9 protein-coding genes are annotated in these 13,001 nt (G+C 64.1%); 4 read left to right on the top strand and 5 right to left on the bottom strand.

Annotated features, from left to right (window positions below; genetic code table 11):
* Window positions 1–98 precede the first annotated feature (98 nt).
* Window positions 99–653, bottom strand: a complete 555-nt coding sequence (locus tag G4G27_RS16145) for a division/cell wall cluster transcriptional repressor MraZ (RefSeq protein WP_244624366.1) — start codon at window positions 651–653, stop codon at window positions 99–101.
* Between the two features lie 314 nt (window positions 654–967).
* Here G4G27_RS16145 and G4G27_RS16150 point away from each other — a divergent pair, with 314 nt between their 5' ends.
* Entirely contained in the window at window positions 968–2,422 is a 1,455-nt protein-coding gene (locus tag G4G27_RS16150) for a cell division protein FtsZ (RefSeq protein ID WP_183109600.1), read from the top strand.
* Window positions 2,423–2,923: 501 nt separating this feature from the next.
* Here the strand turns inward: G4G27_RS16150 and G4G27_RS16155 are convergent.
* The 4 genes from G4G27_RS16155 to G4G27_RS16170 are packed head-to-tail and all read right to left on the bottom strand — an operon-like array spanning window position 2,924 to window position 9,450.
* Window positions 2,924–3,958, bottom strand: coding sequence for a DUF6882 domain-containing protein (locus G4G27_RS16155; protein WP_183109601.1), 1,035 nt, complete (start codon window positions 3,956–3,958; stop codon window positions 2,924–2,926).
* A gap of 31 nt (window positions 3,959–3,989) precedes the next feature.
* Entirely contained in the window at window positions 3,990–5,258 is a 1,269-nt protein-coding gene (locus G4G27_RS16160) for a DUF2264 domain-containing protein (protein ID WP_183109602.1), read from the bottom strand.
* Window positions 5,259–5,287: 29 nt separating this feature from the next.
* A complete protein-coding gene (locus G4G27_RS16165) occupies window positions 5,288–6,223 on the bottom strand; it encodes a DUF4861 family protein (protein ID WP_183109603.1) in 936 nt (311 codons plus the stop codon).
* Window positions 6,220–9,450, bottom strand: coding sequence for a glycoside hydrolase family 2 TIM barrel-domain containing protein (locus G4G27_RS16170; protein ID WP_183109604.1), 3,231 nt, complete (start codon window positions 9,448–9,450; stop codon window positions 6,220–6,222). Before G4G27_RS16170 ends, G4G27_RS16165 begins: the two co-directional genes overlap by 4 nt.
* 85 nt (window positions 9,451–9,535) lie before the next feature.
* On the opposite strand from G4G27_RS16170, the gene G4G27_RS16175 reads away from it, so the two are divergent.
* The 3 genes from G4G27_RS16175 (at window position 9,536) to G4G27_RS16185 (ending at window position 12,990) form a co-directional block, all read left to right on the top strand.
* On the top strand, window positions 9,536–10,318 hold the full coding sequence (locus tag G4G27_RS16175; RefSeq protein WP_183109605.1) for a FadR/GntR family transcriptional regulator: 783 nt from the start codon (window positions 9,536–9,538) through the stop codon (window positions 10,316–10,318).
* A 159-nt stretch (window positions 10,319–10,477) separates the two neighbouring features.
* On the top strand, window positions 10,478–11,797 hold the full coding sequence (locus G4G27_RS16180; protein ID WP_183109606.1) for an MFS transporter: 1,320 nt from the start codon (window positions 10,478–10,480) through the stop codon (window positions 11,795–11,797).
* A complete protein-coding gene (locus tag G4G27_RS16185; RefSeq protein WP_183109607.1) occupies window positions 11,794–12,990 on the top strand; it encodes a glycoside hydrolase family 88 protein in 1,197 nt (398 codons plus the stop codon). The genes G4G27_RS16180 and G4G27_RS16185 overlap by 4 nt, the downstream gene beginning before the upstream one ends.
* Window positions 12,991–13,001 lie beyond the last annotated feature (11 nt).

Below are 13,001 nucleotides of genomic sequence, written 5' to 3' on the forward strand. Positions count from 1 at the left end.
ATCGACCGGCCGTCGGTCGCGGTCCGTTTTCACCTGGCGGACGTGGTGCAGCATGTGGTGCACGCACGACGCGAAAACCGCGTGGAACGTTCCTCCATTCAGTTGCCGGCCGCGCCTCGGCCGACCGGATCATGTCGCGGCCGCATCGCCGGCACCGGCTGAAGGCAAACCCCTGATTGACCTGCACGTCGAGTATCCGGGCATGGTCCAGAAGGCGACAGCGAAGGGACATGGAGAACCTCGTTTCCAATATGAACCATGAGATGATGGGTGGCGAGCGTGATGAGATCGGAGGGTCCCCGCTTGAGCACGCAGGCCAGGTCCCAGATTTCGAAGCGCCGCCCGGTGGCGACAAGCAATACCGAATGCCCGATATGACCGCGCTCACGCATCAGTGGAGGCAGGACCATCGTGCCGTCCGGCGCGATCAGCGTCGATTCGACAAAGCCATAGTCCCGGCGCAGGCGATGGGGATCGGCCGGGACACCGCTCGCCTCAGCGTCGAACTGACGCTGCAGCGCATAGTGACGGTCGAATGCCACAAGGCACTGTGCTTCCTCATGCAAGCCGATGAAGAACTTTTGATCCGGCGACCGGAGCCGGATGGTTTCGCCGAAGCGATGCGGCAGCGGAATCTCGCCCGCGCTGGTCACATCGCACACTGCGCTGCCGAAAAAGAGTTCGTCCATTCGTACCCCCATTGCCGTTCCAGCAATGTGGTTAACTGAGCCTGTTCGAGTCGCAGAATTCCGTTAAAGTACGATTGTGATCTTCCTACCAGTGATATTGCGTAGTGGCGTGACCGGAAAATATGATCGTCTCTACGTAAATCCTGCAACCATCTACGCATGACAACTACTCTCAACTACAAATCTGTCCGGGTCGCGTAGTTATACTGGATCGCGACTCAACTTTCATCTGGATATCCTTCTGACCACGGCTCGATTCGCCGGACAGGAGCATCAGGATGGTAGAGAATCAGGCTGAACTTTGGGATACCTCCGGCGTCACCGTGTTTGGCGTTGGCGGCGCTGGAGGCAACGCGGTGGCGCAACTGATCGGGCGCCACGGCCGCAGCATGAAGATCCTCTGCGCCAACACCGATATACAGGCGCTTCGCGCCGTGCCGGCGGCGAGCCGGCTACAGCTTGGGCGAAAGCTGACCGGCGGACTTGGCGCCGGCACGCGGGCCGAGATTGGACGCGCCGCCGCGGAAGAAGCGATGCCCGATATCGTCCGCGCGCTCAAAGGGTCTTCGCTCTGCTTCGTCGCGGCGGGACTTGGCGGCGGCACAGGTACCGGTGCGGCGCCGATCATTGCCCGCGCCGCCCGCGACCGGGGTATCTTGACGATCGGCGTTGCAACCATGCCCTTCGCCTTTGAAGGCAAAAGGCGCATGCGCGCAGCGGAAATGGGCGCGATCGATCTGCACGACAGCGTCGACGCGATGATCACCGTATGCAATCAGAATCTGCTTGGCGTCGCCGGCCGCGAGGCCACGCTGCGCGCCGCGCTCGGCCTGTCGGATTCGATCATCCGCGACAGCGCGACCGGCTTTGCGCTATTACTCGGCGAGCCCGCCTTGAAGCGCGTCACTCCCGCCGATCTACGCGCGATTCTGTCATCCAGCGGCCATGCGATCGTCGGCTATAGCGAGCATTGTACCGGCGCGGGCCGGGCGGCCGAAGCGGCGAAATCGGCGCTGAACAATCCTTTGTTGGAAGGCGCGCCGGCGACGGCGCAGCGCCTGCTCATCACCGTTGCCGGCGGCAGCGATCTCGGCTTGTTCGAAGTCGACGAGGTGATCGCGTTGATCCGCGCCGGCGCGGCCTGTGATGTGGAACTGGCCTGGGGCGCGGTGATCGATCCGGCGCTGGCCGGGCGGCTGCGCGTGGGCATCGTCGCCGCCGGCCTGCCAGTCGCCCGGCCGATCGGAGAGAGTGCGGCCGCCTATATCCTGGTCCCGCGAGCAACCATTCAGGAGACTGTGTATGCTGTCGCGGCAAACGATGTTTCTGCCGCACTCGCTGTCCCTCAAGCGCAAGACGCTGACCTGCCCCCTGCGGCGGCAGCGAGCATGGTATCTTTCGTCGCAAGTGCCGCCGCGGCGAATGCCAAGCGAATTTTCGTCGAGCCGGGGTCCAAGCCACGCACCGCCTTCGGAGGCCCCCTCCCGAAATTGACGCACGACCCGATCGCCATGTCCGGCAACGCAAGCAAAGAGATTGCGGGGGCGGGCATAGCGCGTCGGGCCAGATCGCTTAGCCTCGCGGATCGTATCCATGATGCGACGCGCGATCTGAAGCGCCGTCTCGGTCGCCGCCTCAAGGCGACCAGCGATCATGCCGCCGCGCCGACATCACGACTGTTCCATGTCACCAAGGCATTCGCCTCGTCGCGCCACCAAGGCCAAAACCCATAACTTACCCAAAAGCGGACGGGCCCGACGGTTGCCCTGCCATCCCTGCAACAGCTGTTTTCCAGTCATGTGAAAGAGCGGAGCGGCGGTCGCGAGATGCCGCTCAAGGGGTGGTGTAGCGACTGACAAGGCGGGGTTGAATCGATGGATCATTGCGTCTGAGCCACCACATTTTGGTGCCTCGCCGCTCGCCAAATTCCCGCAGCTACGGGTATTTCTGCGGGGAAATGCTTTTTCGAGCGTTCTGCGGGAAAATACGGGAAAATCTGCGGGAATTTCGACGCGGCTGCACGGGAATTTTACGGATATGCTGCGGGAATATCGGGAATTGGTCGTGGCGGTCATGTCTGCTCGGCTCCGGATCTGCTCGATTCAAATATTCGGCCCATAGGCTTTCGCGGGCGACGCGCATCGCCTGCCGGAGCGCAGCTATGACGATGCGGGCCGGCCAACTGAATCAGAGCCCGCATCCCGTCGCTCAGTGACGATCGGCTCTCTCCGCGATCAGTCCTCCACCTTCGGCCAGATAAAGCCTCCGCCCCAATCCAGCAGCTGATCGGTGATCTTCAGCGCACCCTCTACCGACTCGATCCGGTAGACGGTCTCGCCGACATGCTTGCCGATGGCGATGTCGATAGCGCCGCCCTGGGGATGCGGGACGGTGAAGCCAATCGCCTTCGTGTCCGGGTCGTGGTCGGACGGCCAGCCGAGCGAGCTGGGTTCCCAATAGCTATCGGTGCGCGACCAGTAGCGGTTGTAGATGGCGAGCTTGCGGTCGATCAGCTCGCGCAGGATGCCGTCCTCGCCGTCGCGTTCGTGGTGCTCGCGGTCGATCGGCAACATTTCGGCATCATAGGCCGTCACCAGCGCATGGGATGCTTCCAGCATGTCTTCGTCGACCGGTGCCGCAGCACGGGACTTGCGAGCGGGTTGGTCGAGGCGGAGCGACATGAACACCGAGGTCGAGCCGTTGACCATGCCGCGATAGACGCCATCGGCACCGCCCGTGCGGGCGGCCAGGGCGAGCAGCGGTTTCAGATTGTCGAAGACGATCGTCTGGGTCGGTATGGTCAGGGCGGCAAGGCCGAGCCGTTCTCCTTCGGCCTTCGCGCGTTCGGCATCCTCGCACATTGCCGGCAGAAAGGAGGGATTGGCCCAGGCCCACATGAAGCTGCGGTCGCGTGGATCGAAGCTGCCGAGGATCTGGGCGCGGGCGACGACCGTGCGGCCGCGCGCGAACTTCAAGGTAAGCAGGCCGGTGTCCTGGTCGAAATCATAGTTGCGCTCAAGACCGAGCCCCCGCTCGCGGGCGAGGCGGATATTCTGCCCGACGAGCCAGTCACAGGCTTCGCGCAGGCGGGGCGCCAGGCTGTCGTCCGGGACAAGCACGGGGTAGGCGGGGCCATCCGCGCTGTCTTCGGCAAGCGACAGCGTCTGCGTCACCCGCGTGATGCGCCCCAGCTGGTCACGCTCCACGTCCCCCTGAGTCGGTTCTGCGCTCTGGTCCCCAGCCATCAATTTCCGCAGCCATTTCCGCAATTCGCCTCTCCATTTTCGTGGTGTGCGGCCCTCAATAATCTACATAATAATCTTTCGGAAAATTCTGCCCGGCAAACGCTTTCTTGCTGGTCCAACTGGCAGCGGGGCTGGTCCAGTAGCTGTCGCCAGCCGGCAGGCCGAGCGGGATCAGGCTTTCCGATGCGATATACATGCTGCCGGCGTTCGAATACCAGTCGCCCAGCTTCGGCTGATGTCCGGTGAAGCCGATCGTCAGATAACCCTTGTCATCGAAGTTGGAGTCGAACCCGAACACCGCCCGCTGCGCCGCCAGAGTCGCTGCGCGCACCTGTCCCTCCGGTAGCGAAGGCGGGAGTTGCTTGCGCCAGCTGAGCAGGCCAAGCGGCTGGAACACCGCGGTGCGATAGGTCAGCGAGCGGCCGATCGGCGCGTAGCTGCCATCGGGTGCGATGAGCCGTTCCAGATGTTCGCCGTAACGCCGCATGCGCTTATAGGCCTGATCAAGCAGCGCCTTGGCGTCGAGACTGTTGAACTTGGCGCCGGTCGCGACGAGCACTTCCAGTATCTCGACCAGCATCGGATGGATCACATAGGATCCGTAATGGTCGAAATGGAAGCGCGGACCATCCGCATACCAGCCGTCGCCGACATACCATTCATTGACCTTGCGTACCGCCAGATCGATGCGGACCGGATCCCAATCCTCGCCGATCGAAAGCAGAAACGCTTCGTTCATCGCCGCGAAGAGCAGCCAGTTGGTGTAAGGCGGGGAGAAGTGGCGGGCGCCCTTGATCTCGTCGATCACGCGTTTCTTCGTGGTCGCGTCGAGCGCCTTCCAAAGCTGCGGCGCGCGCATGAAAGCATTGGTGTAATAAGCGGAATCGACCAGCGCCTGCGCCGACTCGCGCCACAGCAGATAGTCCGGGCTCGCGGGATCGACCGAATGGGCGTAGCTCGCCACTGCCTGATCGCGCAGCGTTGAGCGCAATTTACCCTCGGGCGACGCGTCGTCGGGCAGCGCGAGCCATGGCGCTATGCCGGCGATCAGGCGGCCGAAACATTCGAGATAGGCGACCTTCGGATTGCGGCCATCCCAGGTCGGGCTAAGTTCGGGTTTGAACACCGCCTGCAGCTTGCCCTGCGACATCGGTGCCAGCACGGGGCTGGCCATTCTGGCCAAAAGATCGACCATGTAGCTGCGATCGGCGGCGCCGCTCCCCGACACCGCGGACGACCGGCTCTTCGCGTGAGCGGATGCTGTCGATATCGTAGCAAGCGTGCCGGCGCCGAGCGCCGAGGCGAGGAAATTGCGTCGTTCCATGATCTGCGGTTCCGTGTGTTGGGATTGGCTCAGCGCGTTTTCGGCACGGCGAAGTCGACCGGCTCGGCGGCGACGGCGCGGTCCCATTCGGTACGGGTCCGGAACCCGTCCTGGCCCAGGCTCCAGGCCGAACCGGAATAATAGACGAACGGCTTGCCGGGCATCGCCTTCAGCAGGACGAGGTAATTATCGGCATCGTTCCTGATCTCGACGATGGTCGCCGGATCGACACGCAGCGCGATCATCATCCGGCCGTGATGGGGATCGTCCGGCCCCCACCAGGAAAGCAGACCCTTGGCGCGGTCGACGGTGAGGTCACCACCATCGCCGGTGGTGCGCTTGCCGATGCCGATGCCGACGACGAGCGCGCCCGGCTTGTCCGAACGAAGCGTCGAGACCATGCGCGTGAAGTGCGTGCCGAGCGGCAGCGTGAAGCGACGTGTCTCCCGGACCGTCCGGGTCACGTCGATCGGCCATGGTGCATAGTCGACTTCGAAATCGGCGACATCGGGACCGTTACGGAGGATCCGGTAGCTGCGATAATTGCGCGACGTCCACAGCTTGTTATCGTGCCAGATGCCCAGGCCGCCGGCGCCGCGGCCGGTGCCGACATTGTAGAAATCCAGGCCCTCGCCGTGGAATTGATGCTGGTCGCCCGAGCGGAGCTGGCGATCGGCGAAGGGCCAGGCAACATTCTTGCCCCAGCTATCGACGCCCGATCCCGAGGGCGGCTCGGCGGCTTCGAGCGCGTGGCCGTAGATGCGGTGCGCGGTCTTGTCGTTTTCCCACAGCAGATCGTCATAGCGATAGTCGGCGAGCAACACCGCCGCGCGCGGCGTCTTGTCCGGCGTCGGCGGCAGTGGTTTTTCGACCGGCGGCAGTTGCGCGGTGCCCGGCACATCCTGTGCCAGCGCGGTGCCGGCAAACAGGGTCGCGGCCACGACCAAAACGAAGTGATGGTTCATTGCAGGGCTCCGGCATTGGCTGGCTTGGCAAGCGCGGCATTGGTGCCGTTTCCGGCAAAGGGAGTCAGCCGAAACCGATAGGTCAGCGGCTTCAGCGCGACGCGGTATTTGGGCAGGGGCCGGCCGCCCGCATCCCAGCTATTGTCGCCGCCCACGCCGGACTGGACGGCATCGATCATCAACGACACCGCATCATGCGGCACGATATCGGTGCTGCGGCGCGTGCCCGGCGGTCGGCGGGAAAGATCGTCATAGGGAAAGGCGAGCGCATTCATCGAAAGCGGCGCATCGCCCGTCACGCGCAAGCCGCCAGTGCCGGGCTGCAGCAGTTCCATCCAGCGGACATCGACCTTGTTGCCGCTTTCCTGCGGCCGCATATAGTCATGATATTGATCGGCGATCAGCCCGCGCCACAGGCCAAGCGGTGCGCCGGTCTTGCGGTCCTGATAGGTTTCATGCGGACCGCGGCCATACCATTCGAGCGTGTCGATGGCGGCGGGCATGGTGAAGGCCATGCCGATGCGCAGCGGATCGGGCAGATCGGCCTTGAGCGGCGTGAACGCGCCTTCGACCCACACCGAGCCATCACCCGCCATCCGGTAGCGCGAGACGAATGTCGCCGCGCCATCGCCCACGGCAAAGCGCACGGTGACTTCCGCGCCGTCCGTGCCGAGCTTGCGAGCTTCGATGCCCTGCACGACGCGCGCTGCGGATGCCTGTTTCCAGACGCCATGGGTCTGCTCGACGCCAGTGCCGATGTCATTGTCGATCAGCGCGCGGTAGAAATTCGGTGCGCCGCCCTGAAGCAGCAGAGTGCCATTTGCAGCATAGCGATCGACCAGGCCGGTCTTGCGATCGACCACCAATTCGGTGCCGCCGGCGGAGAGGCTTAGCTTGCCGCCAAGATCGGTCAGCGCAACCGCGCCTGAAGCGGGCGGAGTCTCCACCGGCTCGCGGCCCAGTTCGAACTGCTCCCAGCCGATCACTGCCCCGGCATCGACCGCGGGGATCGTTCCCGCCCTGGCGCGGGCGGTGACGGTCAGCACATAGTCAGCGCCGGGCTTGCGCGCGAAGGGCGGCAAGGACAGTTTTGTGATTGCGCGCCCATGCGCGGGTACCACCGGCGCACTGAAATCGCCCCTGGCGACGGAAACGCCGTCCTCCAGCACATCATAGCCGAAATCATAACCCGACAGATCGACAAAGTCGTGGCGATTGACGATCGTCACCGCGCCGCTCGCGATATCGAAGCCGGCGAACTGGATCGGCGAATAGACCTTGCGCAGCTCGAACAGCTGCGGGTTGGGCGTACGGTCGGATTGGTACAGCCCGTCGCCGAATTCGATGTCGCCGCCCGGGTTCGGGCCATATTCGCCGCCGGTGCCCCAATAGCGCTTTCCCTCGGCGGTATAGCGGTACATCGACTGATCGACCCAATCCCAGATGAAGCCGCCCTGCAGCTTGTCCGGATGCGCGTAGATCGCGTCCCAATATTCCTTCAGATTGCCGCCTGAATTGCCCTGCATATGGGCATATTCGCATTGGATCAGCGGCTGGCGGAACGCCCAGTTCTCGGCATAATCGACCATGCGTTCGACGCTGTCGTACATCGGCGCATAGATGTCGGCATAATCGTTCGGCCGATGGTCCGGGAGCCCGGGCCAGGTGCCCCAGCCAAGATAGCTGAGCAGCCGGTCCGGATCGCGCGCCTTCACGGCCGCGGCCGCTTTGTTGAAGGTCGGGCCGATCCCCGCCTCGTTGCCCAGCGACCAGAAAATGATCGAGGGATGGTTCTTGTCGCGCTCGACCATGTTGGTCACGCGGCTGACATGCGCCGCTTCCCAGGCAGGATCGAAGCCGATCTGATATTTGCCGCGAAGCTCGGAATGCTTGTTGGCCCAGTCCATATAGCCGTGGCTCTCGATATTGGCCTCGTCCATCACATACAGGCCGTATTTGTCGGCAAGGTCGTAGAGCCGTGGATCATTGGGGTAATGCGACGTGCGGATCGCGTTGATGTTCGCGCGCTTCATCAACTGCACGTCATGTTCCATCGTCTCGAGCGAGACGGTGTGGAAAGTCTCGGGATCATGCTCGTGGCGATTGACGCCGCGGATCGTGATCGGCTTGCCGTTGACGGTCACCAGCCCGTCCCGGATCACGACGCTGCGGAACCCGATCCGGCTATAGGTCGACTGGATGATCCGCCCGTTGGCGTCGTAGAGCTCGACCAGCAGCATGTAGAGATTGGGCGTCTCGGCGGTCCAGGCGCGGACGTTCGGCAGCGTGCCGTTGAGCGTGATGCTGCGCTCGGCGGTGCCGGGTGCGACCTTGTGCGAGACATCGAGCACCTGCCGATCGCCGTCGAGCAACACCGCGCGGGCGGTGGTCGCGGCGCCGGCGGTGACCGCCAGATCGACCGCGAGCTTGCCTTGCCGGTAGCTTTTGTCGAGCCCGGCATGGACGAAGAAGTCGCGCACCCGCGTTTTCGGCGCAGCCATCAGAAAGACTTCGCGCTCGATCCCCGACACGCGCCAGAAATCCTGATCCTCCAGATAGGAGCCGTCGGACCAGCGGAAGATCTGGATCGCTACGACGTTTCTGCCAGGATGGACGAAGCGGCTGACATTGAATTCGGACGGGAGTTTCGAATCCTCGGAATAGCCGACCTTCTCGCCATTGACCCACACATAATAGGCCGATCCCGCGGCGCCGATATGAAGGATGATGTCCTCGCCCGACCAGGTGGCGGGCACCTCCACATCGCGGCGATAGGAACCGACCGGATTGGTCGCATGCGGGATCAGCGGGCGATTGGCGGGGAAAGGATAGGTAATATTGTTGTAGCGCGGCTGGTCATAACCCTCGGCCTGCCAGTCGGCCGGGACCTTGATTTCCTTCCAGCCGGAGACGTCGTAGCCGGGTTTCTCGAAGCCGGCCGGCAATTTGTCGGCATCGGGCGAAAAGGCGAATTTCCACGCTCCGCTGAGCAGGAGGAAGCGATCGGATTTGGTGCGATGCCCGGCGATCGCCTTGGCGCGGCTCTCGAACGGGAAGCCGGTGGCGCGGGCCGGTTCCTTGCCGCGCGCGAACACCGCTGGATTTTCCCAGTCGGGGCGCTCGGCGGAAATCTGAGGCTGAATTGGCGGCACGGGGGCATTTTGTGCGGCCAGCACGACAGGCGTGGCGGTGAGCAGGGAGGCGGTGAACAGCCAGACCGAGCGCATTGTTCTTTTCCTCCCCCGGTTCGTTTCGCCGGATCGACTGGCTTGGCCATTGATGATAGAGCCGACTTACAATTTGGAGATTCGTATGACAAGTCGAGTCATCGGAGCCCGGTCAGTGGAGGGGGACGTCATCGGCGAAGATATGGCACGAACGTCGTCGCTCACCGACGATGTGTTCGCGAAACTCGAAGCGCAGATTCGCTCGGGCGGGATCGCGCCGGGCTCGCGCCTGCCGACCCAGAAGGAAATCGCCCTTTCCGAGAATGTGAGCCGGACCGTAGTGCGCGAGGCGGTGGCCCGGCTCAGCGCGCAGGGCCTGACGGTTTCGCGCCAGGGTTCGGGCGTGTTCGTTGCCGATACCGCAGAATATCGCGCCTTCCAGATCACCAGGGACGAGCTCAACGAGCTGGCCGATGTGATCAAGCTGCTCGAGATGCGACTCGCGGTGGAGACCGAAATGGCGGGCCTTGCCGCCGCCCGGCGCACGACCGCGGACATCGGCGCGATCCAGGAAGCGCTGCATCAGATGAACGAGCAGAGTGGCGACCCGATCGCTGCGGCCAAGGCGGATTCGGCATTCCATCTGGCCATCGCCCGCGCGACGCAGAATGACTATTATGTGCGGCTGGTCGATTTCCTCGGTCTGCGGCTGGTCCCGCCGCGCAATCTCTATCTGCGCGACCAGCCCGACGAGGCGCACGAAGCCTATGTCGCAAAGGTGCGCGGCGAACATGACGCGATCGTCGATGCGATCGTCCGCATGGATCCGCAGCGCGCACGCGAAGCGGCGCGCCACCATATGCAGGAGAGCCTGAGCCGCCACTCGATGCTGAGCGCCAGTGCGCGGGTTCGCGACCGATCGGCCTGATCAACACCGTGCGGCGGCCATGCGTTGACGGGAAAGACCAAGGTTGTATGATAACTTCATAAGCGAACGGCAAGTTTGTAGCGGAGAGATTATGCAAGGGGCAAAGGTCGTGCCGGATCCGGCACGCGCATCCAGCCGCGATTTCCGGCGCGGTGCGGCATGAGCGGCGAGAGCGACGCAATCGTTGCCGGCGCCGCGCGGCGGGCGCGTGGTTATCGTTGGGTGATCTGCGGCCTGCTCTTCGCCGCGACGGCGATCAACTATATCGATCGCCAGATGATCGGCGTGCTCAAGCCGCTGCTTCAGGCCGATCTCGGCTGGAGCGAGGGGCAATATGCCGACATCGTGTTCTGGTTCCAGGCGGCCTATGCGCTCGGTTATATCGGCATGGGCCGATTCATGGACTTTGCCGGCGCACGTTTCGGCTATGCCGCCGCGTTCGCCTTCTGGACGCTGGCCCATGTCGCACATGGGCTGGTCCATAGCGTTGCCCAGTTCGCCATGGTTCGCTTCGCGCTGGGCTTAGGCGAATCCGGCAATTTCCCCGCCGGGCTCAAGGCCGTGGCGGAATGGTTTCCGCAGCGCGAGCGCGCGCTGGCGATCGGCATCTTCAACGCCGGCGCCAATGTCGGCGCGATCGTCACGCCGCTGCTCATTCCCGCCGTGGCGCTGGCTTATGGCTGGCGCTTCGCATTCGTCGCGACGGGCGTGCTCAGTATTGTCTGGCTGATCGCCTGGATCGCGATCTACCGCGCGCCGGAAAAGCATGACCGGGTGAGTGCCGAGGAACTCGCGCTGATCCGCAGCGATCCCGAGCCGTCGGTCGAACGCCTGCCGTGGCGCCGGTTGTTCGCGGTGCGCGAAACCTGGGCCTATGCGGTGCCGAAGTTCCTGACCGACCCGATCTGGTGGATGTTCCTGTTCTGGCTGCCCGACTTTCTCGGCCGGCGCTACGGGCTCGACCTCAGAAGCTTCGGCCCGCCGCTGGTGGCAATCTATGTCCTGTCGGACGCAGGCAGCGTGATCGGCGGCTGGGCCTCGTCGCGGATGATCAAGGCCGGCCTGACGCCGAACCGCGCGCGCAAGTTCACCATGCTCGCCTGCGCGGTGGCCGTGTTGCCGATCGTTACCGTGCAATATGTCGATTCGCTGTGGATCGCGGTGTTGCTGATCGGGCTGGCGACGGCCGGACACCAGGCTTTCTCCGCCAATTTGCTGACCTTGCCCTCCGATATCTTCCCGCGCGCCGCGGTAGGATCGGTGGTCGGCATCGGCGGTACGGCAGGTGCGATCGGCGGCATGCTGATCGCCAAGTTCATCGGTTATGTGCTCGACGTTTCGGGGAGCTATGCGCTGGTCTTCGCGGTTGCGGGCGGCGCCTATTTCGTCGCGCTCGCCGCACTCCATCTGCTCAGCCCAAGGCTGATTCCCGTCAATCCCGGCGCCACCCCGGCCCCCGTAATCGAGGACCATCCATGATCCTGCGTCCGCTCGCCGCGCTTGCACTGGCGCAACTCCTGACCGTGCCTGCCTTTGGTCAAGCGTCTCCCCGGGCCGCCCAACCCGCGGCACGGGAGGCGATCGAAACCGCAACCAAGCTCGCCAAATGGCAGCTCGCCCGGATAGCGGATGCGACGCATGTGTCGCGCATTACCACCGAGACGCGCAATCCGCGCGCCTGGGAACAGGCGGTGTTTTGGATCGGCATGACCGCGCTGGCCGATGCCGGGGCCGATGCCGGGGCCGATGCCGGGGCCGATGCCGGGGCCGATGCCGGAAAGCGGCGCGAAATCCGTCAGGCGATTCTCGACATGGGCCGGGCCAATCAATGGCTGCCGGCGCGCCGACCCTTTCACGCCGACGATCTGGTTATCACCCAATCCTATCTGTGGGCGGCGCAGCACGGTGCCGGAGCCGCCGCGCTGGCGCCGACGCGTAAGGCCTTCGATTATGTCGTCACGCATAAACCCCGGGTGACGCTGGCCTTCTACCAGCCGCCCTCGGGCTATGACGACACCGAATGCCTGACGCGCTGGTGCTGGTGCGACGCGCTGTTCATGGCGCCGCCGGCAATGATCGAGCTGTCCCGCCAGACCGGCGACCGCCGTTTCCGCGACTATGCGATGCAGGAATATTGGGCGACGACCGACTTTCTGTTCGATCCGGCCGAACACCTCTTCTACCGCGACAGCCGCTTTTTCGGGCGCCGCGACGACAAGAACCGCAAGCAATTCTGGAGCCGCGGCAATGGCTGGGTATTCGCCAGCATGCCGCGCATCATCCCGCTGCTGGCGCCGGGCAGCGCCGATCGCATCCGGATGGAGAAGCTGTTCCGCGAAATGGCGGCAAAGCTGAAGACACTGCAGAAAGCCGACGGCTATTGGGCGCCGTCGCTGCTGGCGCCCGAGGATTCGCCGCCCGAATCCAGCGGCACCGGCTTCTACACCTATGGCATGGCCTGGGGAATCAAGGCGGGGCTGCTCGACCGCCGCGAATATGAGCCAGTGGTTCGGCGCGGCTGGACGGCGCTCACTCGCGCGATCCAGCCGGACGGGCGTCTCGGCTGGGTGCAGCAGGTGAGCGACCAGCCCGAGCGCGTGGAGGCGAGCGACACCCAATTCTACGGCGTCGGTGCCTTTCTGCTGGCGGCCACGGCCGTCGCCGCGCTCTGACATCGCTGGAG

The sequence above is a fragment of the Sphingomonas sp. So64.6b genome (genome assembly GCF_014171475.1).
Lineage (GTDB): Bacteria > Pseudomonadota > Alphaproteobacteria > Sphingomonadales > Sphingomonadaceae > Sphingomonas > Sphingomonas alpina_A.